The sequence below is a fragment of the Herbiconiux flava genome (assembly GCF_013409865.1).
In the GTDB taxonomy this organism is placed as follows: Bacteria; Actinomycetota; Actinomycetes; order Actinomycetales; family Microbacteriaceae; genus Herbiconiux; species Herbiconiux flava.
Genome location: NZ_JACCBM010000001.1, coordinates 182,901 through 205,517 on the forward strand (window position 1 = coordinate 182,901; position 22,617 = coordinate 205,517).

The 22,617-nt window shown below is 71.7% G+C and carries 19 protein-coding genes; 5 read left to right on the forward strand and 14 right to left on the reverse strand.

Annotation, left to right across the window (positions count from 1 at the left end; translation table 11 throughout):
* Positions 1–2 precede the first annotated feature (2 nt).
* Together nrdH and BJ984_RS00900 are read right to left on the reverse strand one after the other, a co-directional pair.
* A complete protein-coding gene (gene nrdH / locus BJ984_RS00895) occupies positions 3–242 on the reverse strand; it encodes a glutaredoxin-like protein NrdH (protein WP_173182623.1) in 240 nt (79 codons plus the stop codon).
* 322 nt (positions 243–564) lie between these two features.
* Positions 565–1,068 carry a MarR family winged helix-turn-helix transcriptional regulator gene (locus BJ984_RS00900; RefSeq protein WP_179546430.1) on the reverse strand — a complete coding sequence of 168 codons (504 nt, stop codon included), beginning with the start codon at positions 1,066–1,068 and terminating at the stop codon, positions 565–567.
* 39 nt (positions 1,069–1,107) lie between these two features.
* On the opposite strand from BJ984_RS00900, the gene BJ984_RS00905 reads away from it, so the two are divergent.
* Together BJ984_RS00905 and BJ984_RS00910 are read left to right on the forward strand one after the other, a co-directional pair.
* Positions 1,108–2,112: a DMT family transporter gene (locus BJ984_RS00905; RefSeq protein ID WP_179546431.1), complete on the forward strand. Its 1,005-nt coding sequence runs from the start codon at positions 1,108–1,110 to the stop codon at positions 2,110–2,112.
* Between the two features lie 13 nt (positions 2,113–2,125).
* Entirely contained in the window at positions 2,126–3,922 is a 1,797-nt protein-coding gene (locus BJ984_RS00910; RefSeq protein ID WP_218869946.1) for a M1 family metallopeptidase, read from the forward strand.
* Between the two features lie 72 nt (positions 3,923–3,994).
* Here BJ984_RS00910 and BJ984_RS00915 read toward each other — a convergent pair whose 3' ends face one another.
* The 7 genes from BJ984_RS00915 to BJ984_RS00945 all read right to left on the reverse strand — a co-directional run bounded on the left by BJ984_RS00915 (position 3,995) and on the right by BJ984_RS00945 (position 13,379).
* Positions 3,995–5,362: an FAD-binding protein gene (locus tag BJ984_RS00915; protein ID WP_179549242.1), complete on the reverse strand. Its 1,368-nt coding sequence runs from the start codon at positions 5,360–5,362 to the stop codon at positions 3,995–3,997.
* Positions 5,363–5,382: 20 nt separating this feature from the next.
* Positions 5,383–6,540 (reverse strand): cystathionine gamma-synthase, encoded by a 1,158-nt coding sequence (locus BJ984_RS00920; RefSeq protein WP_179546432.1) that lies wholly within the window; start codon positions 6,538–6,540, stop codon positions 5,383–5,385.
* Positions 6,541–6,578: 38 nt separating this feature from the next.
* A complete protein-coding gene (locus tag BJ984_RS00925) occupies positions 6,579–7,946 on the reverse strand; it encodes a cystathionine beta-synthase (RefSeq protein WP_179546433.1) in 1,368 nt (455 codons plus the stop codon).
* Between the two features lie 216 nt (positions 7,947–8,162).
* Positions 8,163–10,127 (reverse strand): glycoside hydrolase family 127 protein, encoded by a 1,965-nt coding sequence (locus BJ984_RS00930; RefSeq protein WP_179546434.1) that lies wholly within the window; start codon positions 10,125–10,127, stop codon positions 8,163–8,165.
* A 2-nt stretch (positions 10,128–10,129) separates the two neighbouring features.
* Complete coding sequence (locus tag BJ984_RS00935; protein WP_179546435.1) at positions 10,130–11,059, reverse strand: carbohydrate ABC transporter permease; 930 nt, start codon at positions 11,057–11,059, stop codon at positions 10,130–10,132.
* Complete coding sequence (locus tag BJ984_RS00940) at positions 11,056–11,973, reverse strand: carbohydrate ABC transporter permease (RefSeq protein WP_179546436.1); 918 nt, start codon at positions 11,971–11,973, stop codon at positions 11,056–11,058. Before BJ984_RS00940 ends, BJ984_RS00935 begins: the two co-directional genes overlap by 4 nt.
* Before the next feature lie 104 nt (positions 11,974–12,077).
* Entirely contained in the window at positions 12,078–13,379 is a 1,302-nt protein-coding gene (locus BJ984_RS00945; RefSeq protein ID WP_179546437.1) for an ABC transporter substrate-binding protein, read from the reverse strand.
* Positions 13,380–13,539: 160 nt separating this feature from the next.
* Here BJ984_RS00945 and BJ984_RS00950 point away from each other — a divergent pair, with 160 nt between their 5' ends.
* Positions 13,540–14,571 (forward strand): LacI family DNA-binding transcriptional regulator, encoded by a 1,032-nt coding sequence (locus BJ984_RS00950; RefSeq protein WP_179546438.1) that lies wholly within the window; start codon positions 13,540–13,542, stop codon positions 14,569–14,571.
* A gap of 25 nt (positions 14,572–14,596) precedes the next feature.
* Here the strand turns inward: BJ984_RS00950 and BJ984_RS00955 are convergent, their stop codons facing one another.
* Positions 14,597–15,079: a hypothetical protein gene (locus tag BJ984_RS00955; RefSeq protein ID WP_179546439.1), complete on the reverse strand. Its 483-nt coding sequence runs from the start codon at positions 15,077–15,079 to the stop codon at positions 14,597–14,599.
* Positions 15,080–15,234: 155 nt separating this feature from the next.
* Between BJ984_RS00955 and BJ984_RS00960 the strand changes: the two genes are divergently transcribed.
* Together BJ984_RS00960 and BJ984_RS00965 are read left to right on the forward strand one after the other, a co-directional pair.
* Complete coding sequence (locus BJ984_RS00960; RefSeq protein ID WP_179546440.1) at positions 15,235–15,903, forward strand: response regulator transcription factor; 669 nt, start codon at positions 15,235–15,237, stop codon at positions 15,901–15,903.
* Positions 15,900–17,561 carry a sensor histidine kinase gene (locus tag BJ984_RS00965; protein ID WP_271206342.1) on the forward strand — a complete coding sequence of 554 codons (1,662 nt, stop codon included), beginning with the start codon at positions 15,900–15,902 and terminating at the stop codon, positions 17,559–17,561. The genes BJ984_RS00960 and BJ984_RS00965 overlap by 4 nt, the downstream gene beginning before the upstream one ends.
* A 17-nt stretch (positions 17,562–17,578) precedes the next feature.
* Here the strand turns inward: BJ984_RS00965 and araA are convergent, their stop codons facing one another.
* From araA to BJ984_RS00985, 4 genes are all read right to left on the reverse strand, one after another.
* Positions 17,579–19,102, reverse strand: coding sequence for an L-arabinose isomerase (gene araA, locus BJ984_RS00970; RefSeq protein ID WP_179546441.1), 1,524 nt, complete (start codon positions 19,100–19,102; stop codon positions 17,579–17,581).
* Complete coding sequence (locus tag BJ984_RS00975) at positions 19,099–19,809, reverse strand: L-ribulose-5-phosphate 4-epimerase (RefSeq protein WP_179546442.1); 711 nt, start codon at positions 19,807–19,809, stop codon at positions 19,099–19,101. Before BJ984_RS00975 ends, araA begins: the two co-directional genes overlap by 4 nt.
* On the reverse strand, positions 19,806–21,437 hold the full coding sequence (locus BJ984_RS00980) for a xylulokinase (protein ID WP_179546443.1): 1,632 nt from the start codon (positions 21,435–21,437) through the stop codon (positions 19,806–19,808). Before BJ984_RS00980 ends, BJ984_RS00975 begins: the two co-directional genes overlap by 4 nt.
* Positions 21,438–21,543: 106 nt before the next feature.
* Positions 21,544–22,560 (reverse strand): LacI family DNA-binding transcriptional regulator, encoded by a 1,017-nt coding sequence (locus BJ984_RS00985; RefSeq protein ID WP_179546444.1) that lies wholly within the window; start codon positions 22,558–22,560, stop codon positions 21,544–21,546.
* Positions 22,561–22,617: the final 57 nt, after the last annotated feature.

Here is a 22,617-nt window from a genome sequence, read left to right on the forward strand (position 1 = left end):
GATCAGCTGGCGGAGCGGGACGCCAGCTCCGCGATCTTGTCGGGGCGGAAGCCCGACCAGTGGTCGCCGTCGTCGGTCATGACGACCGGAGCCTGCAGGTAGCCGAGCTCCTTGACGGTCTCGAGGGCCTTCTCGTCGACCGAGAGGTCGAAGATCTCGAACTCGAGACCCTTGTTCTCGAGGGCGCGGTACGTGGCTGTGCACTGGACACAGGAGGGCTTCGTGTAGACCGTGATTGCCATAGGTGCTGCACCTTTCTCGAACGATGAAAAAACGGGAAGATCTGTGTTTCTGCGGGCTGTTCGCGCTGTTCCGGCGCGCTCCCCGACCCGGGAGTTCAATACTACATCTAGTTGTCGTACCTGGCGAGCACCCCTAGATGAAGTGTTACACCCGTGTAATTATCCACAGGCCGCCGACATCTGTGCACAGCTTTCACGACTATTCCTCCACAGCCTCTTCCGCGAAAAGACGCCATTTCGACCCCTCCTGTGGAGACCCGGGAGGAGATGGCCTGAGGATAACTTCGGCCACCGACATCGAGCGCGTCGGGCGTGTCGCGCCCTAGAGGCTCAGGTCGTTCAGCCAGTGCGACAGGATGCGCTCCAGAGCGGCCCGGTCATCCGTCGACAGCCCGGCCAGCAGCCGCGCCTCGTTCGCCATGTGGGCCGTGAAGGCCTCGTCGATCAGCTCCACGCCGGAGGGGGTCAGTGCCACCACGCGGCGCCGGCCGTCGCCCACCGCGGCTCGCCGCACGACCAGACCGGCAGCCTCGAGCCGGTCGAGGCGCTTGGTCATCGCCCCGGTCGTGACCATCGTGTGCCCGGCGAGCTCGCTCGGCGCCAGCTCGAACGGGTGACCCGAGCGCCGGAGCGTGGCCAGCACGTCGAACTCGCCCTCGCCGAGACCGAAGCGGGCGTAGACCTCGACGAGCTCGGCGGTGAGGTGCGCGGCGAGGCGGTGCACGCGGCCGATCACGCCCTGCGGCGAGACGTCGAGGTCGGGACGCTCGCGGCGCCACGCCGCCTGGATCTCGGAGACGCGGTCGGCGGGTTCGGGGCTTGCCATGCCTCGACTATAGCTTCCTGGGAAGCTATAGTCGCTTCCATGGAAGCTAAATGGCGGTGGATGCTGCTCACGGCGGTCGCACCGGTCGCGTGGGGGTCGAACTACTTCGTGACGCGCTGGTTCCTCCCCGACGACGCCCCGCTCTGGGGTGCGGTGCTCCGGGCGCTGCCGGCCGGCCTCCTGCTGCTCGCCGTGATGCGGGAGCGGCCCCGAGGCGATTGGTGGTGGAAGTCCGCGGTGCTCGGCATTCTCAACGTGGGCGCCTTCTTCGTGCTGATCTACGCCGCCTCGCAGCTGCTGCCGACGAGCACCGCATCGACCCTGATGGCCACCTCGGCCGCCGTGCTGATGCTCGTGGCGTGGCCGCTCCTCGGCGAACGGCCCCGGGCGGCCGGGGTGGTCGGTGCCCTCGTCGGCATCTCGGGAGTCGTGCTGATGCTCGCGGCGACCTCGACCGGGGTCGTGGCGGATGGCCCGGGTGCCATCGGGGCCGGGTCGGGCGGGGGCGGGTCGGGCGGGGGCGGGCGGCTCGGGCTCGGCGTGGCCGCGTCGCTCGGCGCGATGGCGATGTCGTCGGTGGGGTTCGTGCTGACGAAGAAGTGGGGCGGGGGCATCAGGGTGCTGTCTCTGACGTCGTGGCAGCTGGTGGCGGGCGGGCTCGCGGTGCTGCCGGTGGCCCTGCTGCTGGAGGGGGCGCCGCCGCCGCTCGACGGGCCGGCGCTGGCGGGTTTCGGCTACGTGTCGCTCGTGGCCACTGCACTCGCCTTCGCGGCCTGGTTCACGGGGCTGCGGCACCTGCCGGCCGGGTCGGTGGGTCTGATCGGGCTCCTGAACCCGGTGACGGGGGTGCTGCTCGGCACCCTGCTGGCCGGAGAGCCGTTCGGGCCGGCTCAGGCCGTGGGCACGGTGCTGGTGCTCGGCGGGGTGCTAATCGGGCAGCATCCTCTCCTGCACAGGGGAGCTCGTGTTAAAGGTATGAGACGGGATGTCCCGTCGGGTGGCGCAGGCGACACGGCGTCGGATAGGGTCGCGTCACCGAACTGAGATGAGGTCGTCCGTGACGAGTTGTGTGCTTGCCGCCACCGGTTTCGAGTCCTGGCCGCTGCTGCTGACCCTCGGGCTCCTCGCCATCGGCGGCGGAACAGCAGCCTGGCTGCTGCTCGGGCGCCGCGCCGGCCGCGGAAAGACGGCGGCGTTCGCCGCGATCCCGCTGCTCGTGCTCGCCCTCGTCGCCTCGGGCGGCTTCGCGCCTGCTCCGGCGAGCGCCGCGGCTCCGTGCCCTCCCGGTTCCACACCGTCGCCGATGCCGAGCACCCCGGCTCCGATCATCACGCCGACCGCCACCCCCTCCCCCGTCGACTACCAGCCCGGCGCGGCCGGCATCGGCGACGCGTACTTCCCGCTCGACGGCAACGGCGGCTACGACGTGCAGCACTACGACCTCGACCTCGCCTACGCGCCCGACACCGACGTGCTCTCGGGCACGGCGACGGTCACCGCGCTGGCGACGCAGAACCTCTCGGCGTTCAACCTCGACTTCGACACCCGCGCGGTCGACGGCACCGACTCCATCACGATCTCGGCCGTCACGGTGAACGGCCAGGCCGCCGACTGGAGCCTCACGTCCACGCAGATCAGCGACGTGACCGGGCAGCCGCAGGCCGCGGGTTCGACCGACGGCGATGCGACTCCGCCGCGCACGGAGCTCACGGTGATCCCCCTCGCCGGGATCGACACCGGGGCGTCCATCACCACGACGGTCGCCTACAGCGGGGTGCCGATCGAGGTCTCCGACGCGTTCGGCCCGGCCGGCGTGTTCGCCACGCCCACGGGCGCGGTCGTCGTGGGGCAGCCCCGCGTCGCCGCGACCTGGTTCCCCTCGAACGACCACCCGGCCGACAAGGCGACCTTCTCGACCCGCATGACGGTTCCCGCGGGGCTCGAGGTGATCGGCAACGGCCGGCTCGCCGGGCAGAGCACCGCGAACGGGCTGACGACGTTCGACTGGGAGATGGAGCAGCCGATGGCCACCTATCTCGCGACGGCCACCCTCGGCGACTACACGGTCACCAGCGAGACCGGCGCCGACGGCATCACCTACTACGACGCGATCGACCCGACGCTCTTCGACCGCGACGTCGACGGCACCCCGGGCGTGAAGGTCGGCGACGTGGCGAAGACCATCTTCGAGAGCGAGCCCCAGGTCATCTCCTTCCTCTCGCAGTACTTCGGCGACTACCCGTTCTCCGAGGCGGGCGGGCTCGCCATCGGCTACATCGGCGAGCACGTCGATCCCGACACGGGCGAGACCGTGCCAGACGATCTGCCCTACGCACTCGAGAACCAGACGCGGCCGATCTACCCGGCGTGGGCGTTCCCGGCCGATGCCGACCCGAGCGTGGTCGTGCACGAGCTGGCCCACCAGTGGTACGGCGACAGCCTGTCGATGCAGCGCTGGTCGGACATCTGGCTGAACGAGGGCTTCGCCACCTACGCGGAGTGGCTGTGGGCCGCCGAGCACGGCGGGCCGAGCACGCAGGAGGCGTTCCAGGACGCCTATGACTCGATCCCCGAGACGAGCTCGTTCTGGCAGACCGTCGTCGCCGACCCGGGCGCCCCCGGCATCTTCGACGGGGCGGTGTACACCCGCGGAGGCATGACGCTGCAGGCCCTCCGCACCGAGGTCGGCGATGCCGACTTCTTCGCCATCCTGAAGGGCTGGGCCACCGAGCACGCGGGCACCGCGGTCTCGACCGAGCAGTTCGTCGCCTACGCCGAGCAGGTCTCGGGCGACGACCTCACCGCCTTCTTCGACACCTGGATCTACTCGGCGGGCAAGCCGGCCCTCGACTGACCGTCACCGGTCCCGACGACGAAAGGCCCTTCCCCGTCACGGGAAGGGCCTTTCGCGTCACTGCTCCGTGGATCAGGCCGGGAGGCCGAGCACGCGGGTGAGGTAGGGATTGCGGAAGCGGTGCGCGGGGTCGCGTGACTCCGCGAGCGCCGCGAAGTCGGCGAGGTGCTCGTACTTCGGCGCCAGCTCGGCCGCGCCGAGCGCGAACCACTTGCCCCAGTGCGGCCTCACGTCGATCGGCGCGAGCGCCTCCTCGAGCGACGGCAGCAGCTCCCGCACCTCAGCCGGGTGCGACTTCCAGGTGAAGTGGATCGCGAGGCTGTCGCGTCCGAACGCGGGGCTGAGCCACAGGGCGTCGGCGGCGATCGTGCGGAGCTCCGTCACGAGGAGGTGGGGGCGGAGACGGTCGCCGAGGGCGCGCACGGCCAGGAGGGCGGCCCGCGCATCCGCCCGGGAGACGAAGTACTCGGTCTGGATCTCGTCGCCCGCGCTCGGCGTGACGTCGGCGCGGAAGTGCGGCAGCCGCTCCGACCACGGCCCGGGCACGCCGCCCTGCACGGTGGTGTTGTCGAGGTCGTCACCCGCGGGCGACATCACCTTCGACCCGGCCGGCCGCGCCCCGAAGAACGAGTCGGCGTAGGCGAACGGCGCCGAAGCCGTCGACGATGCCGGAGTAGCAGAGAGCGAACCCGCACCGGAGCCGACGCCGTCGAGCCGCGTCTTCACCCACGCCTGCTTGAACCCCGCGTCGCCCCAGTCGCCGAACAGGCTCACGCTGTACGCGGCGGCCATGATCTCGTCGAAGCCGTCGAGCGCGGCCCCCCACGAGAGGTCGACGAAGATGTCCTGCCGCACCTGGTAGCTCGGCTGGATGTCGAGGGTCACCCGCGTGACGATGCCGAGCGCTCCGAGCGACACGACCGAGCCCTCGAAGCCCTCGTCGCCGCGCGCGATGGTCACGAGCGACCCCGTGCCGTCGACGTACTCGAGGGCGGCGACCGCCGTGGACAGGCTGCCGTTGCCGACGCCCGAGCCGTGCGTGCCGGTGGCGATGGCGCCGCCGATGGAGATGTGCGGCAGCGATCCGAGGTTGTGCAGCGCCCAGCCGCGCGGCTCGAGGAACGCCGCGAGCGACGCGAAGCGGGTGGCCGCGCCGACCGTCACCGTGCGGTCCGACTCCGAGATCACGGGCTCCTCGTCCCCGAACAGCGCGTCGACCGAGACCAGCACGCCCGGGCTGTCGGCCACGTCGTTGAACGAGTGGCGCGAGCCGAGCGCCCGCAGCCGCGGCGACGAGGTCACGAGCGACACGAGCTCGTCGAGCGAGGTGGGGCGCAGCAGGGCCGCAGCCCCGTACTCGTAGCTTCCGGCCCAGTTGGAGCCCACAGGGCCCACAGGCCCCACCGGTCCCGCCGGTCCCGCAGTCCCCGACGACTCCATCGCGCTCATGCCCGCCCCGCTCAGCGCCGCGGCAGAGCGCGGTCGAGGTCGGCGATCAGGTCGTCGACCGACTCGATGCCCACCGAGAGGCGGATGACGTTCTCGGGCACCTCGAGCACCGTGCCCTTCACCGACGCGTGCGTCATCTCGGACGGGTACCCGATCAGCGACTCGACACCGCCGAGCGACTCGGCCAGCTGGAACACGGTGGTCGACTCGGCGAACTTGCGCGCCGCCTTCGGGCCGCCCTTCAGCGCCAGCGAGATCATGCCGCCGAACGACTTCATCTGCCGCTTCGCCAGCTCGTGGCCGGGGTGATCGGGCAGGCCGGGGTAGAACACGGTGTCGAGCGCCGGATGCCCGACCAGGTGCTCGGCGATGGCCTGCGCATTGGCGGAATGCCGGTCCATCCGCACAGCGAGCGTCTTGATGCCGCGAACGGTGAGCCACGCATCCATCGGCCCGCTGACCCCGCCGGAGGCGAACTGCAGGAAGCGGATCTTCTCCTCGAGCGCGTCGTCGTTCAGCACCACGGCGCCGCCGAGCACGTCGGAGTGACCGCCGAGGTACTTGGTGGTCGAGTGCACGACGACGTCGGCGCCGAGGGTGAGCGGCTGCTGCAGGTACGGCGAGGCGAAGGTGTTGTCCACCACGACGAGGGCCCCGGCCGCATGGCCGATCTCGGCCAGCTCGGCGACGTCGCTGATCTTCATCAGCGGGTTGGAGGGGGTCTCGAGCCAGAGCAGCTTCGTCTTGCCGCCGGCGACGGCCTTCGAGACGGCCGAGAGGTCGCTCATCTCGACGACGACGTTCTCGACGCCCCACTTGCCGTGGATGCGCTCGATCAGGCGGTGCGTGCCGCCGTAGACGTCGTTGCCGAGCACGATGCGGTCGCCCGGTTCGAGCAGGGCGCGCAGCAGCGCGTCCTCGGCGGCGAGGCCCGAGGCGAACGAGAGACCGTGCGCGGCGCCCTCGAGCGAGGCGAGCAGCGTCTCGAGCGAGGTGCGCGTCGGATTGCCGCCGCGGGAGTACTCGTAGCCGTTGCGGAAGCCGCCGATGCCGTCCTGCACGTAGGTGGAGGTCATGTACACGGGAGGGATGATGGCGCCGGTGGTGGGGTCGAACTCCTGGCCGGCGTGGATGGCGCGCGTCTCGAACGCGTCGGTGTTCTTGGCCATGATGGCTCCTTACTGAAGGGGAAGACGGGAGAAGTGGCTCACGCCTCGGCGAGGAAGGTGAGCAGGTCCTGGCGGGTGATCACCGAGACGGGCTTGCCGTCGTCGGAGACCAGCAGCGCGCTGGACTGGGTGAGGGCCTGGCGGGCGGCCGAGACGGGCTCGTTCGCGCCGATCAGCGGGAGGGCGGGGGCGACGAGGCCCGCCACGGTGTCGGTCATGCTGGCCTGGCCGCCGAAGACCCGGTCGAGCAGGCTCTGCTCGTCGAGCGATCCCACGACCTCGCCCATCACCACGGGCGGCTCGGCCGAGAGCACGGGCAGCTGCGACACCCCGTACTTCGCCATGATCTCGATCACGTCGTGCACCGTGTCGGCCGGATGCGCGTGCACGAGTGCGGGCAGCTCGCCGCTCTTGCCCTTCACGATGTCGCGCACCGTCGCCCCGGCGGGGGAGTCCGTGAAGCCGTAGCTGCGCATCCACTTCTCGTTGAAGATCTTGCCCAGGTAGCCGCGGCCACCGTCGGGGAGCAGCACGACGACCACCGCCTCGGCGGGCAGGTCGCGGGCCGCCTCGAGGGCCGCCGCGACCGCCAGGCCGCTCGAGCCGCCGACGAGCAGGCCCTCCTCGCGGGCGAGGCGGCGGGTCAGCTCGAAGGAGGTCGCGTCGCTCGCCGCGATGATGCGGTCGACGACCGAGCCGTCGTAGGCGGTCGGCCAGAAGTCCTCGCCGACGCCTTCGACGAGGTAGGGGCGCCCGGTGCCACCGGAGTAGACCGAGCCCTCGGGGTCGGCGCCGATGATCTGCACGGCTCCCCCGGAGACCTCCTTGAGGTACCGGCCGACGCCGCTGATCGTGCCGCCGGTGCCGACGCCCGCGACGAAGTGCGTGATCTGCCCCTCGGTGTCGCGCCAGATCTCGGGACCGGTGGTCTCGTAGTGGCTGAGCGGGCCGTTCTGGTTGGAGTACTGGTTGGGCTTGAAGGCGCCGGGGATCTCGCGGGCCAGGCGGTCGGAGACCGAGTAGTAGGAGTCGGGGTCCTCGGGCGCCACCGCCGTCGGGGTGACGACGATCTCGGCGCCGTAGGCGGTGAGCACGTTGCGCTTGTCCTCGCCGACCTTGTCGGGCAGCACGAACACGCAGCGGTATCCGCGCTGCTGCGCCACGAGGGCGAGACCGATGCCGGTGTTGCCCGAGGTGGGCTCGACGATCGTGCCGCCCGGCTTCAGGAGGCCGTCGCGCTCGGCGGCGTCGATGATGCGGGTGGCGATGCGGTCCTTCGACGACCCGCCCGGGTTGAGGTACTCGACCTTCGCGAGCACGGTGGCCCGGATGCCCTCGGTGACGCTGTTGAGCTTCACGAGCGGGGTGTTGCCGACGAGGTCGATGACGCTGTTCGCGTACTTCATTGCTGTGTCCTTGATGGGGCTCGCAGCCGCTACGTGCTCAGATTCGCACGGCGCGCGCTGGTGAGCGGCGGCTTCGGGGCTGTGACGAACCTGGTCTGCGAGGAGGGTCGTCGCTCAGCGACGACAACAGAGGAGATTCACGAACACCCCTCCAGCCTAACCCATCGGGAACCGAGAAGACCGGGCCGCCCTGAAGCGACCCGGCCCGGCGCTCGGCTACGCGGTCGGCAGCCAGATGCGCATCGTGGAGGGACCGCGCTCGGCCCAGTCGTGGTAGGGCACCAGCCGCACCGCGACGGGGTCGCCGAGCTCGGCGCCGGGAGCGGGCGTGTAGGGGAACGGCGCCTCGGGCACGCTGCGGGGCCGCAGCGTGACGAGCACCTCGCCGTCGCGCACGACCGGCGCGATCGAGGCGTCGAGCACCATGTCGGCCACGTCGTCAAGCCCGGCGGGCAGGTCGACCGACTCGAGCGCCAGCACCTCGGGGCCACGGGCGACCGCGATCGATCCCCGCACGCCGTCGATCCGAGGATCGGGGTGCTCGAAGCGCGGCGCCATCGGCAGCTGGAGCGTGATCGTGTCGCCGGCCCGGAACGCCCGCGTGACCTCGGCCGTGCCGGGCGGCACGGTGCGCTGCTCGCTGCCGGTGCTGCCGTCGGCGGGGTCGACCGAGAGCACGGCACCCTCGGCCCAGGCCGGCACGCGCAGGGAGAGGGTCCAGGTGCGCGACGCGTCGGCATCGACCCGCACCGTGACTCGCCCGTCGTCCGGGTACTCCGTCTGCACCGTCAGCGCGATGTCCTCCCCGTCCTCGAGCCGCGTGCGGATGACCGCCGGCGCGTACTGGTGCAGCTGCACCCCCTCGGCATCCCGCGTCGCCACGTAGCTGTCGAGGCTCGCCAGCGTGCGGGCGATGTTCGGCGGGCAGCACGACACCTCGAACCAGGGTGCGCGAAGAGAGGCGGATGCGCGCAGCGACGCCTCCTCGACGTCCGCCACCGCCCCGGGCACCCGCTGCTGCAGGGTGTTGGCGTAGTAGAACGCCCGGCCGTCCTCCGACGGGGAGGTGGCGAGCACGTTGTACAGTGTCCGCTCGATCAGGTCGGCGTACGCGGGATCGGGCTCCGCCAGGAGCATCCGCCAACTGAACTGGATCGAGGCGATGCCCGCGCAGGTCTCGGAGTAGGCGCGGTCGCTGGGCAGCTCGAAGTCCTCGCCGAAGCCCTCGTCCTGGTGGTGCGAACCCTGGCCGCCGGTGACGTAGGTGCGGCGCGCGATGGTGTTCAGCCACTGGCGCCGGAGCGCCTGCTGCAGCTCGTCGTCGCCGAGCTCGCTCGCCACGTCGGCGGCGCCGCTCGCGAGGTAGTTCGCCCGCACGGCGTGGCCGCGCATCACGTCGGCGTCCCGCACGGGGATGTCGTCCTGGAAGTAGGAGCGGCCGTACTCGATGTCCTTCAGCACCTGGTGCCCGCGGCGCTCCACGAACAGGCGGGCCTGCTCGATGTAGCGGGGGTCCCCCGTGACGCGGCCGAGCTCGACCAGGGCGGTCTCGACCTCGGCGTGGCCGCAGACCGAGCGGATGCCCTGCTCCCCGAACACGTCGCAGACGAGATCCGCGACCCGCGTCGCGATGCCCAGCAGGCCGTCGTCGGCGCCCGGCGCGGTGCGCGCCCGGGCGACCGCGGCCTGGAAGAGGTGCCCGGCGCAGTACAGCTCGTGGCCCCACTCGAGCTCTGACCAGCGCGGCTCCTGACCGGGGCGGCCGAAGCGCGTGTTCAGGTAGCCGTCGGGCTCCTGGGCCGCGGCGATGCGGTCGACGACCGCCCGGAAGCGGGTCTCGATCGCGGCGTCGGGGCGGCGGCCGAGCTCCCACGCGACGGCCTCGAGGTACTTGTAGACCTCCGAGTCGCTGAACTCCCGGCCCCGGCGCCCCTCCGGCAGGGTGCCGGCGGCGGCGAGGTCGAAGTTGGCGAGCCAGCCCTCCCGCTCGAGCCAGTGCTCGATGTGCGGAAGGGTGTTCGCGGCGTTCACGCGCTGGCGGGTGGCCCAGAAGCCGCCGGTCAGGCGCACCTCTCCCACGCCGAGGGGCACGAGGGCCGAGGAGCCCGGCACCACGGGCGCCACGACGGCGCGACGGTCTGAGCGGGCGATGGTGCGGCCCGCGGGGTCGATGAGAGTCATGATCATCCTTTGAAGGCGCCGGACAGGAAGCCGCGCACGTAGTGACGTTGGAGAACGAGGAACAGCACGACGCACGGCAGGGCGAGCACGACCACGCCCGCCTCGGTGGCGCCGTAGTCGACGACGCCCTGCACCTGCCCGCGGAGGTTGGAGATCGCGAGCGGCAGCGTCATCTTGTCGGAGTCGTTGATGAGGATCAGCGGGGCGAGGAAGTCGTTCCACGCCGCCAGGAAGGCGAACAGGCCGACGGTGATCATGCCCGGCTTGACCGCGGGGATGAGCACCCTCCAGAGAGCACTGAAGCGCGAGCATCCGTCGACCATCGCGGCCTCGTCGAGCTCCTTCGGAACCGCCTCGAACGAGACCCGCATCAGGAAGGTCGAGAACGGCAGCTGCAGCATGGTCAGCACGAGCGAGACGCCGACGAGGGAGTTCGACAGGCCGATCATGTTCAGCAGCACGTAGAGCGGGATGAGCAGCGACGCGTACGGCACCATCAGGATGGCGAGAGTCGCGAGGAACAGCACGTTCTTGCCCGGGAAGCGGAAGCGGGCGAAGGCGTAGCCGCCGAGCAGCGAGGTCACCAGCGTCAGCACCACGGTCAGCAGCGAGACGAACAGCGAGTTGCCGATGTAGGTCCAGATGCCGGCCTGGTAGTTCGCCAGGGTGATGTAGTTGCCGATGCCCCAGCCGTCGGTCTGGTTGGTGCCGGCGAGCGGCGCGAACGACGACACCCCGGCCCAGATCAGCGGGTAGAGGAAGACGATCGCGAGGCCGCCGGAGAGCACCCAGAACGGGGTGCGCAGGGCGATGCCGCCGATGCGGCTGCCCTGGCGGCGGCGCCTGGGGGGCAGCGGCGCGGGCCCACCGGTCGTCGTGGCCGGGGCGGCCGTGGTGCTCCGGCTGCTGCGGGGAAGCGACTGGACGCTCATTTCGGCTCCTTGTCGTTGAACACGCGGATCTGCGCGATGTTGATGATCACGAGCGCCGCCAGCACGATCACCGAGAGGGCGGCGGCGACACCGAGGTTGTTGGGGCCCTGGAAGGCGACGGAGTAGATCAGCTGCACCACGGTGATGGTGCTGTTGTCGGGCCCGCCCTTGGTGAGGATGTAGAACTGCTCGAACGCCAGCAGCGAGCCGGTGATGCAGAGCACCATCGTCATCGCGATCGTCGGCTTCAGGAGCGGCACGGTGACCGAGCGGAAGGTCTGCCAGCGGCTCGCGCCGTCGATGCGCGCGGCCTCGTAGACCTCGTCGGGGATGGCCTGCAGGCCCACCAGCATCAGCAGCATGTAGAAGCCGGCGTAGCGCCAGACGATCAGGAACACCGTCGACCAGAGCGCCCCCTCGGGCGTCCCGAGGAAGGTGAAGCCGAGGTCGTTCATCAGCCCTGCGAACGGGCCGGCGATCGGCGAGTACAGAACGTAGAAGAGCAGAGAGGCGGATGCGAGGCCGAGCGCGCTGGGGATGAGGATGGCCGTGCGCAGGAACCCCTTCCACCGCGTCGACTCCTGCACCAGCAGCGCGAGTCCGAGGGCGAGCCCCAGAAGGATGACCGTGGTGATCACGGTGTAGAGGAGCGTGAAGCCGACGGCGTTCCAGAAGAAGCGGTTGGCGACGGCGTCGGTGAAGTTCTCGGGCACGTTCAGGCCCTGGTTGCCGCCGAGCAGCGGCCAGTCGCTGGCCGACATCTGGAACACCAGCAGCAGCGGCACGACGAACAGCACGACGACGATGACCGCCGTCGGGGCGGCGAACAGCCAGCCCCGCCAGCCCTCGGCGCGCTGCTGCGCGCTGCGCCGGCGCACCGGGGCGGTGCGGGTCTTGATGGCATTGCTCGACATGGAGCGCCTTTCGGTATTCGATCTCGGGCCGCGGGCTTCGCGGCCTCCGGCCGGGTGTGAGGCGGCCCGCCCCGGGGGTGGGCGGGCCGCCGGTGGTGGGTCGACTACTGCGAGAGCACCGCGGTGATCTCGTCGTTGTCGGCGTCGACCGAGCTTCCGCCGTCGAGCACGGCGTTCCGCACCAGGGTGAGCCAGGGGCTCGACGGGGCATTGAAGGCCTGCTGGAAGTTCAACGCCAGCGGGGTCTGGCCCTCGGCCGCGACCTCGTTGATGGTGACCAGGCGGGGGTCGGCCTCGGAGTACTGGTTCGAGGCGAGGTCACCGCGGGCGACGGCGTCGCCGTTCTTCGCCAGCACGCCGACCTGGGCGTCCTCGGAGGTCAGCCAGGAGAGGAAGTTCCAGGCCTGGGCCGACTTCTCGGAGTCCTTCGAGATGCCGATGCCGTCACCGCCGACGAAGGTCGACTGGCCGCCCTCGGGGCCGGGGATGCCCGACACGCCCGCGTCGAACGGGGTGGAGCTCAGCAGCGTGGCCGGGTAGAACTGCAGGCCGACCTTGCCCTCGGTGAAGCCCGCGGTCCAGGTGGGGCCGGCCTCGTCGGTCGAGGAGGGCAGCACCGCTCCGGAGTCGTAGAGGTCCTTCCAGGTGTCGTAGACCTTCTTGGCGGTGTCGCTGTTCAGCAGCGACTCCAGCCCGTCGTCGCTCAGCACCTGGTCGCCGTCGGCCCAGACGCTCGGGAACCAGGTGAACACGAGGCAGCCGCCGCAGTTCAGGCCGGTGGCCGTGCCGTAGGTGCCCGGCTTGTTCAGCGCCTGGATCTTCTTCGCCGCGTCGGCGAACTCCTCGAGGTTCGCGGGGGCCACCTCCGGGTCGAGGCCGGCCTCCTTGAACAGCTCCTTGTTCCAGAACAGCATCGACAGGTCGAGCACGAACGGGACGACGTACTCCTTGTCGTCGACCGTTCCGGCGGCAAGGTGGCCCTTGTTCAGCTCGTCCTTGTACTCGAGGCCGTCGATCTGCGAGGTGATGTCCTTCCACAGACCCTGCGAGGCCCAGTTCGGTGCGTAGACGATGTCGGCGGCGAACAGGTCGGGGAGACCGTTCGCGCCGGCCGCGGCACCGACCTTGGCGACGTAGTCGTCGTTCGGCACGACGGTGAGGTCGACCTGGTTCTCGTGCGAAGAATTGTAGGCCTCGACCAGGAGCTTCGCCTGCTTCTCCAGCGGCGCACGGGTCCAGAGGGTGAGGGTGCTGCCGTCGTCGGTGCCGGCGGCCGGGATGTCGGCGGGAGCTGCGGCTCCGCCGCCGCCTCCTCCGCCGCTCGAGCAGGCGGCCAGGGTGACCGCCAGCGCGCCGGCGACCGTCACCGCCGCGATACGGCCGAAGCGGCCCTTGATGCGTGCCATGTGTGTTCTCCTCGTGAGCTCGTCGTTGAGCCGGGATGCCCGGCGATGCTGTGTGCGGGGCTTTTCTGAAAGTTTTCGAAAGGCCTTTCGAGAAGTAAATCGAAGCCTCTGTGATGTGTCAAGAGCTAGTGTGGGACAACGCTTTCGAAAGTTGAGAATCATGGCCAACACTGCGCGATCCGGCCAGCGCCGGGCTGCGACGCTGAACGACGTCGCGCGCCTCGCGGGCGTGTCGATCGCCACGGCGTCCAAGGCCGTGAACGGCCGCGCCGAGGTGGCCGAGAGCACTCGGCAGCGGGTGATGGCGGCGGCCACCGAGATCGGGTTCACCCCGAACGCCCTCGCGCAGAGCTTGATCGCGGGGCGCACGGGCACGGTGGGGCTGCTCACGAGCGACCTCGAGGGCCGCTTCGTGCTGCCCATCCTGATGGGGGCCGAGGACGCCTTCGGCTCGGGCCAGATCAGCGTGTTCCTCTGCGACGCGCGGGGCGACCGCATCCGCGAGAACTACCACCTGAAGGCGCTGCTGAACCGGCGCGTCGACGGGATCATCGTCGTGGGCCGCTCGACCGACCCGCGGCCATCGCTCGGCCACGACCTTCCGGTGCCGGTGGTCTACGCCTACGCGCCCTCCGACGACCCCACCGACCGTTCGCTCACCCCCGACAACGTCGTGGGCGGGCGGCTCGCCGTGGAGCACGTGCTCTCGTTCGGCCGACGGCGCATCGCGCACATCACCGGTGACGTCGGCTACGCGGCGGCGCTCGACCGGGCCGAGGGCTTCCGCGAGGGCCTGGCCGCGGCGGGCGTGACCCCGGTCGCCGAGCCGATGTTCGGCAGCTGGACCGAGGGCTGGGGGCGCGACGCGGCGGCCATGCTGCTCGACCGGCACCCCGACATCGACGGCTTCGTCTGCGGCTCCGACCAGATCGCCCGGGGCGCCCTCGAGACCCTCCGCGACTACGGCCGCTCGGTGCCCGAGGACGTCTCGGTGATCGGCTACGACAACTGGGAGGTGCTGGCCGTGAACTCCCGGCCCGAGCTCACCAGCATCGACTGCACGCTGCAGGAGCTCGGGCGCCGGGCCGCCCAGCGCATCTTCGAGGCGATCGACGGCGGGCCGCTGGAGGGCGGCACCGAGTACGTCGCCCCGAAGATCGTGATGCGGGGCAGCACGGTCGCTTCACGCTGAGCGGGCGGGCGCGGGTGGGCGCGGGCTAGGAGCCCTCGACCTGGGGGGTGTCGGTCGGCGGCGTGGGTGCGGCGGGCGTCGAGCCGTCGGTCGGCGGCGTGGGCGGGGTGCCCGCGGGGCCACCGGCGAGTGGGCCTCCGGCCGCACCCGGGGCGCAGTCGCCACCAGGAGCCGGCGGGGTTGCGCCATCCGCCGGAGCGGGAGGCGTCGTGCCGTCGGGAGCGGCGGGAGGCGTGGGGGCGTCAGTCGGGGGCGTGGCCGCGTCGGTGGAAGGGGCCGCGGGCGGCGGGGTCGCCGAGGAGGCCGGGGCCGAGGCGACGACGGTCGGCAGGGGGCTCGATCCGCCCGAGGCGGCGAAGGCCGCCGTCGTGCCGACGAGGCCGAGGCCCACCACGCCACAGGCGGCTCCGATGGCGATGCGGCGGGCGAGCGAGGGTCGGCGGGGCGGCTGCGGCTCCATCGGGATGGGCTTGGTGGCGTCGTCGAAGTGGCTGTTCAGCTCGGACATGGGGTCTCCGTTCGGTGTCGGCGCCGGGGCGCCGTCCGGGCGACTTCGGCCCGGCATCCCCCACTCTCGGAAGCGAATCTGAAGCTCGACTTAAGCTCAGCCCGCTCCCAGCCCGTCGATAGGGAGCCGATAGCCGCTCTGCCTACCGTCGCACCATGACCACCCCTGCGCGCATCCTGCTGGTCGAGGACGACGAGACCATCCGCGAGGCCGTCGCCACGGCGCTCAGCGCCGAGGGCTTCGTTGTCGGTGCCCTTCCCGACGGCCGCGCCTTCGCGGGCGAGCTGGCGTCGTTCATGCCCGACCTGGTCGTGCTCGACTGGATGCTCCCGGGCCGGAGCGGCATCCAGCTCGCCGCCACCGCGCGCACCACGACCGACTGCGGCGTGCTCATGCTCACCGCCCGCGACGCCGTCGACGACCGCCTGCGCGGCTTCTCGGAGGGCATCGACGATTACCTCGTGAAGCCCTTCGCGATGGCCGAGCTGATCGCCCGGGTGACGGCCGTGCTGCGGCGGCGGGGGCGCATCCCCGCGGTGATCGAGGTGGCCGACCTCGTGATCGACGTCGACGGCGCCCGGTCCCGCCGGGCCGACGCGACGCTCGAGCTGACCGCCACCGAGTTCCGCCTGCTCAGCTTCCTCGCCGAGAGCCGGGGGCGCACGCTGTCCAAGGGCCAGATCCTGACGCAGGTCTGGGGCTACGACGACGTCGACCCCAACGTGGTCGAGGTGCACCTGAGCTCGCTCCGGCGCAAGATGGAGGCGAACGGCCCCCGCCTCATCCACACGGTGCGCGGCATCGGCTACCGGCTGAGCGCGTGACCCGCGCTGCCACGGCCCCGACGACCACGATCACTGCGACCGGCGGCGGCCTGCGCACCGGATCGCTGCGCGCCCGCACGGTGCTGGCGGTGCTCGGGCTGCTCGCGGTGCTGCTGGTCGGCCTCGGGCTGACCGTGCAGCTCGTGCTCGGCGAGCGCCTGCGCGCCCAGATCGAGGAGCGGCTCGCCGACCGCGCCGCCGCCGCCGCGGCCCTGATCGGCACGGTCTCCAACGACGACCTCGCCGACCGCCTCTCGGCCCAGGGCGTCTCGGTGCTGATCGAGTCGCCAGACGGCGCGGCGGTCGTCGCGGGCCCCACCCCCGACGAGCTCCGCCGCGGCCCCGACCCGGCGGCCCTCCCTCCGCTCCCCGGCCCCGCCCCGTCCGCGCCCTCCCCCGACACCACGACCACGCCGGACAGCCCGACCACGCCCGACGGAACCGCCGGAACCGACGCGACCACGCCGGGCGTCGGCGCAGCGACCACGTCCACCGCCGGAGCGACCGTCACCTCGTCGAGCATCGACAGCTCGGATGCGCGGCTCCTCACCCTCCGCTCCGAGCTCTCCGACGGCAGCACCCTCACCCTCACGGCCGACACCGCGAGCGTCGGCGAGACCCTCGCCCAGTTGCGCTGGATCATGCTGGCCGCCTCGGCCGCGTTCCTCGTGGTGGCGGCCGGAGCCCTCGTGCTCGTCGTGCGCCGCTCTCTCCGCCCCCTCGAGACCATGACCGCCCTCGCTCGCGACATCGGCGAAGGCGACCGCGGCCGGCGCCTGCACCCCACCCGCCCGCGCACCGAGATCGGCCGCACCGCCCGCGCCTTCGACGAGATGCTCGACGGCGTCGAGGGCGCCGAACGCGCCGCCCGCGAGGCCGAGCAGACCGCCCGCGACGCCGAGCAGACCGCGCGCGGGGCCGAGGCCGCCGCCCAGGAGTCCGAGCTCGTCGCGGTCGAGGCCGAGCGACGGGTGCGCGCCTTCGTGGGCGACGCCGCGCACGAGCTGCGCACTCCGGTGGCCGGGATGCGCGCCGCCGCCGACACGCTCGTGCGGGCATCCGTCGACCCGGCAGTCCAGGAGCGCCTGGCGATGCACGTCGTGCGCGAGGCGGCCCGCGCCGGACGCCTGATCGACGACATGCTGCTGATGGCCCGGCTCGACGAGGGCCTCACGCTCGCGCTGCGACCGGTCGGCCTGCGCGAGGTCGTCGCGGCCGAGGTCGAGCGGCGGCGCATCCGTCACCCGGCTCTCGAGCTGCGGGTGGAGGCGCCCGAAGAGCTGCCCGTGCAGGGCGACCCCGGGCGGCTCGGCCAGGTGGTCGCGAACCTCGTCGACAACGCCAGCCGGATGACCGGCGGGCGCGGCCCCGTGACCATCACCCTCTCGGCCGAGGGCCGCACCGCCCACCTCGAGGTCGGGGACACCGGCCCCGGCGTGCCCGCGGACGATCGCGAGCGGATCTTCGACCGCCTGGTGCGCCTCGACGTCTCCCGGGAGGCGGCCGGTGGCGGATCGGGCCTCGGCCTCCCGATCGCCCGCGGCATCGCCCGCGCCCACGGCGGCGAGCTCGTCTGCGCCGACCCGGCCCGGAACGGCGAGAGGGGAAGGGGAGCACTCTTCGTGCTCACCCTCCCCCTCGACGTCGGCGACGCCTGACCCCGGCCGGCCGGCGGTCAGATGCCCTGGGCCAGGCGGTAGTACGCCTGGTTCCAGCGCACCTCGTTCTTGAAGCCGCGGAGGGTGGTCTCGGCGTCGATGCGCAGCAGCTCGGTCTTGGCGATGGTGGCGAAGTCCTCGAAGACCTCGACGCCGACCGCGGTCGACATCACCGTGTGGTGCGCCGCACCGGCGGTGAGCCAGGCCGCCGCCGAGACGGCGAACGACGGCTCGGGGCGCCAGACGGCACGGCCGACGGGCAGGTGCGGCAGCGGGGCGCGCGGCGGCACGACCTCGACCACGTTCGCCACGAGACGGAAGCGGTCGCGCATGTCGCTGAGCGCGACGACGACGGCCGGGCCGGGGTCGGCCGTGAAGACCAGGCGCACCGGGTCGTCCTTGCCGCCGATGCCGAGCGGGTGGATCTCGAGCGAGGGCTTCGAGGTCGTCAGCGACGGGCTGACCTCGAGCATGTGCGCGCCGAGGATCGTCTCGGCACCGTCGACGAGGTCGTAGGTGTAGTCCTCCATCAGGCTGGCACCACCGGGCAGGCCGGCGCCCATCACGTTGGCGGCGCGCACCAGGATGGCGGTCTTCCAGTCGCCCTCGGCGCCGAAGCCGTAGCCCTCGGCCATCAGGCGCTGCACGGCGAGGCCGGGCAGCTGCTTCAGGCTGCCGAGGTCTTCGAAGCTCGTGGTGAAGGCGCCGAAGCCGCCCTCCTCGAGGAACGAGCGCAGGCCGAGCTCGATCGCGGCGCCGTCGCGCAGCGACTGGTGACGGTCACCGCCGACGCGCAGCTCGGGCACGACGTCGTAGAGCTCCTCGTACTCGGCGACGAGCGCGTCGACGGCGGCGGTGTCCTCTTCGGCGAGCGACACCGCGGCGGCCAGCTCGTTGACGCCCCAGGTGTTCACCTGCACGCCGAAGCGCAGCTCGGCCTCGGTCTTGTCGCCCTCGGTCACCGCGACGAAGCGCATGTTGTCGCCGAAGCGGGCGAGCTTCAGCGTCTTGACGGCCTGCCAGCCGGCGGCGGCACGCGCCCACTGGCCGATCTCGTCCTGCACGCGGCGGTTGGTGGCGTGACCGACGACGGTCTTCCGCGCGACGCCCAGGCGGGTCTGGATGTAGCCGAACTCCCGGTCGCCGTGCGCGGCCTGGTTCAGGTTCATGAAGTCGAAGTCGATCTCGGCGTAGGGCAGCTCGACGTTCGCCTGGGTGTGCAGGTGCAGGAGCGGCTTCTGCAGCGCATCCAGCCCGGCGATCCACATCTTGGCGGGGCTGAAGGTGTGCATCCACGCGACGAGGCCGATCACCTTGTCGTCGGCGTTGGCGTCGAGGGCCGCGCGGCGGATGGACTCGGAGTCCTTCAGCACGGGCTTCCAGACGATCTTCACCGGGATGGCGTCGGCGCCGTCGAGGGTGGCCACGATCTGCTGCGACTGCTCCGCCACCTGGCGGAGCGTCTCCTCGCCGTAGAGGTTCTGGCTGCCGGTGAAGAACCAGATCTCGTAGGAGTCGAGGGAGGTGCTGAGTTCGGTCAATTGAGTGATCCCGTCGGGTCTTGTCCGTAGACGTTCTGGTAGCGGTTGAAGAGGGAGTCGATGGCCGGCTGCGGGATGGGGTTCGGCGTGCCGAGCTGGCGCGAGAACAGCACCGAGCGGGCGACGTCCTCGACCATGACGGCCGCCTTGACGGCGTCGCGCGCATCCTTGCCGATGGTGAAGGGGCCGTGGTTCTTCATCAGCACCGCGCGCGAGCGGTGACCGCTCAGTGTCTCGACGATGCCCCGGCCGATGGAGTCGTCGCCGATGATGGCGAACGGCCCGATCGGGATCTCGCCGCCGAACTCGTCGGCCATCGCGGTGGTGACGCACGGGATGGGCTCGCCGTAGGCGGCCCAGGCCACGGCGTAGGGCGAGTGCGTGTGCACCACGCCCCCCACGTCGGGCATGTTGCGGTACACGTAGGCGTGCGCGGCGGTGTCGCTCGAGGGTGAGCGGTCAGAGCCGGGCGAGCCCTCGACGACCGCACCGTCGAGGGTGCAGAGGATCATGTTCGCCGGCGTCAGCTCGTCGTACAGCACGCCGCTCGGCTTGATCACGAAGAGGTCGGCGTCGGGCACGCGGCCCGAGACGTTGCCGCCCGTCCAGACGACGAGGCCGTAGCGCACGAGTTCGGAGTGCAGAGCGGCGACGTCGTCGCGCACGCGGTCGATCGCCTCCTGCACCTCGGGAGTGATGTCGGTCATCGGGTGGGTCCTTCCAGGGTGAGGGCGTCGACCGCCGCGCGCTCGACGGCGAGGCCGGCGCTGTAGCGGTCGAGGTAGGCGGAGAAGCCCTCGACGTCGGCGACGTCGGGCTCGGAGGTCTCGAAGACGGCGCCCCCGAAGACATGCTCGTCGAGGAATACGTCGAGCGCGACGTCCTCCTGCTCGGCCGCCCGCACGTAGGCGGCGAGCACCGCGATGCCCCAGGCACCGCCCTCCGAGGCGGATTCCGCCACCGACACCGGAGCCGCGAGGGCGCCGGCGAGGAAGCGCTGCGCCACACCGCTGGTGCGGAACATGCCCCCGTGGGCGAACATCCGGTCGAGCTCGACGCCCTCGCCGGCGAGCACCCGCATGCCCAGGGCGAGGGTGCCGAACACACCGTAGAGCTGGGCGCGCATGAAGTTGGCGAGGGTGAAGTCGCTGTCGGGGGTGCGCACGACGAGCGGGCGGCCCTCGGTCAGACCGGCGATCGGCTCGCCGGCGAGGTGGTTGTAGGCGAGCAGGCCGCCGGCGTCGGGGGCGCCCGCCAGCGCCTCGCGGAAGAGCACGTCGAACACGGCGTCGGCGTCGGTCGCACCGCCCGGGTTCGAGGCCTCGGCGAACCGCCCGAACAGCCCCACCCACGCGGCCAGCTCGCTCGCGCCGTTGTTGCAGTGCACCATCGCGACCGGGTCGCCGGCGGGCGTGGTCACCAGGTCGAGCTCGTGATGCACCGAGGCGAGCGGATGCTCGAGCACGACCATCGCGAAGATGCTCGTCCCGGCGCTCACGTTGCCCGTGCGCGGCGCCACCGAGTTGGTGGCGACCATGCCCGTGCCCGCGTCGCCCTCGGGCGGGCAGAGCACGGCGCCCGGACGGAGCCTCCCGCTCGGGTCGAGCAGCGCCGCCCCCTCGGGCGTCAGCGTGCCGGCGGCGCGGCCGGCGGGCAGCACCTCGGGCAGCAGCTCGGCGAGCGTCTTCGGCAGGGCGGTCGGGGCGACGAGCGCGTCGTAGCGCGCGACCAGCTCGGCGTCGTAGTCGTCGGTGGCCGAGTCGATCGGGAACATGCCGGAGGCGTCGCCGACCCCGAGGACGTTGCGGCCGGTGAGCTTCCAGTGCACGTAGCCCGCGAGGGTCGTGACGGAGTCGAGCTGGGGCACGTGCGGCTCCTGGTCGAGCACGGCCTGGTGCAGGTGGGCGATCGACCAGCGCAGCGGGATGTTCACGCCGAGCAGCTCGCTGAGCTCCGCCGCGGCGGGGCCGGTGCTGGTGTTGCGCCAGGTGCGGAACGGCACGAGCAGTTCGCCGGAGGCGTCGAAGGCGAGGTAGCCGTGCATCATGGCCGAGACGCCGATCGCGCCGAAGGTCTCGGGGCGCACGCCGTGGCGACGCTCGGCGTCGGCGACCAGGTCGGCGAAGGCCGCCTGCAGGCCGCTCCAGACGCTCTCGAGGGAGTAGGTCCAGACGCGGTCGACGAACTCGTTCTCCCAGGCGTGGCTGCCGACGGCGAGCACCTCGGTGGGGTCGTCGCCGACCAGGCAGGCCTTGATGCGGGTCGAGCCGAGCTCGATTCCGAGGGTGGCACGGCCGCTGCGGATGGCGTCGGCCGGGTCGCTGTCGCTCGTCATCGGGGCTCCTTCGTCGAGATGAGGGGGTTTGACGCCGTCGCATGTGATCGATCACATGACAGGCCGCCGTAGCGAGTGTACGGCATCCGGATGCCCGATCCCAGGGTCAATCCGGAAGCGGCGCCGTCGAGGCGCGCACGACCAGCGACGGCTCGACGGACGGGCTCGTGCCGTCCTCGTCGAGCAGCCGGGCGAGGGCGCGGCGGCCGGCATCCGCGAAGTCCTGGCGCACGGTGGTGAGGGGCGGCAGGTAGTGCGCGGCCTCCGGGGTGTCGTCGAAGCCCACCACGCTGAGGTCGCGCGGCACGGCGAGGCCCGCGTCGTGGGCGGCGTGCAGCAGCCCCAGTGCCATCTGGTCGTTGGCCGAGAAGACCGCGGTGACGCCCTGCGCGATCAGCTCCTGCCCGGCCAGGTAGCCCGACGGTGCGCTCCAGTCCCCGGCGGCCACCGGGCCTCCGGCGATCCCGCGGGCGTCGAGTTCGGCGGCGAAGCCGGCACGGCGCGAGACGGCGTCGATCCAGTCGACCGCCCCCGCGAGGTGCCCGATCCGGCGATGTCCCAGCTCGGCGAGATGCGCCGTGGCGAGCCGGGCGCCCGCCACCTGGTCGAGGGCGAGCTCGGCGCCGTCGGTCTGCCGCAGCGTCTGCAGCGTCACGAACGGGATGCGGAACGACCGCGCCGACAGCGCCGACAGCACCTGCAGCTGCGGGGCGATCACCACGATCCCCTCCGCCGAGAGGTCGACGAGGTGCTCGAGCGCCTCGTCGATCGAACGCTGGTCGACCCCGTCGGCGTTGGCGATGCTCACGCTGTAGCCCCGGGCGCGGGCGGCGGCCTCGACGGCGGCGATGCTCGACGCAGGGCCGTACTCGCCGCTCGAGGTCGACAGGATGCCGATGATCCGCGACCGGCTCGTCACGAGCGCCCGGGCCGCGAGGTTCGGCCGGTAGTCGAGCTCCCGCATGGCGTCGAGCACCTTCTGGCGCGTGGCGGGCCTGAGGCTCGGATGATCGTTCAGCACCCGCGACACCGTCTGATGCGACACCCCCGCGGCCTTCGCCACGTCGAACACGCTCGCAGCGCGCACCCGCGCCGCCCCCTCGCCCGTGCCCGCGCTCACCATCCCCCGATTATGCCTCCCGGGCTCCACGTGACATCCCGCCCGAGCGATCGACCCGTC

Excerpts from the sequence above, each read along its gene's own strand:
- BJ984_RS00905 (WP_179546431.1), top strand. The coding sequence starts at position 1,108 with ATGGAAGCTAAATGGCGGTGGATGCTGCTCACGGCGGTCGCACCGGTC.
- BJ984_RS00980 (WP_179546443.1), bottom strand. The coding sequence starts at position 21,437 with ATGACGAGCGACAGCGACCCGGCCGACGCCATCCGCAGCGGCCGTGCC.
- BJ984_RS00975 (WP_179546442.1), bottom strand. The coding sequence starts at position 19,809 with ATGACCGACATCACTCCCGAGGTGCAGGAGGCGATCGACCGCGTGCGC.
- BJ984_RS00945 (WP_179546437.1), bottom strand. The coding sequence starts at position 13,379 with ATGGCACGCATCAAGGGCCGCTTCGGCCGTATCGCGGCGGTGACGGTC.
- BJ984_RS00960 (WP_179546440.1), top strand. The coding sequence starts at position 15,235 with ATGACCACCCCTGCGCGCATCCTGCTGGTCGAGGACGACGAGACCATC.
- BJ984_RS00915 (WP_179549242.1), bottom strand. The coding sequence starts at position 5,362 with ATGGAGTCGTCGGGGACTGCGGGACCGGCGGGACCGGTGGGGCCTGTG.
- BJ984_RS00955 (WP_179546439.1), bottom strand. The coding sequence starts at position 15,079 with ATGTCCGAGCTGAACAGCCACTTCGACGACGCCACCAAGCCCATCCCG.
- BJ984_RS00985 (WP_179546444.1), bottom strand. The coding sequence starts at position 22,560 with ATGGTGAGCGCGGGCACGGGCGAGGGGGCGGCGCGGGTGCGCGCTGCG.
- BJ984_RS00900 (WP_179546430.1), bottom strand. The coding sequence starts at position 1,068 with ATGGCAAGCCCCGAACCCGCCGACCGCGTCTCCGAGATCCAGGCGGCG.
- nrdH (WP_173182623.1), bottom strand. The coding sequence starts at position 242 with ATGGCAATCACGGTCTACACGAAGCCCTCCTGTGTCCAGTGCACAGCC.
- BJ984_RS00935 (WP_179546435.1), bottom strand. The coding sequence starts at position 11,059 with ATGAGCGTCCAGTCGCTTCCCCGCAGCAGCCGGAGCACCACGGCCGCC.
- BJ984_RS00950 (WP_179546438.1), top strand. The coding sequence starts at position 13,540 with ATGGCCAACACTGCGCGATCCGGCCAGCGCCGGGCTGCGACGCTGAAC.
- BJ984_RS00920 (WP_179546432.1), bottom strand. The coding sequence starts at position 6,540 with ATGGCCAAGAACACCGACGCGTTCGAGACGCGCGCCATCCACGCCGGC.
- BJ984_RS00925 (WP_179546433.1), bottom strand. The coding sequence starts at position 7,946 with ATGAAGTACGCGAACAGCGTCATCGACCTCGTCGGCAACACCCCGCTC.
- BJ984_RS00940 (WP_179546436.1), bottom strand. The coding sequence starts at position 11,973 with ATGTCGAGCAATGCCATCAAGACCCGCACCGCCCCGGTGCGCCGGCGC.
- BJ984_RS00930 (WP_179546434.1), bottom strand. The coding sequence starts at position 10,127 with ATGACTCTCATCGACCCCGCGGGCCGCACCATCGCCCGCTCAGACCGT.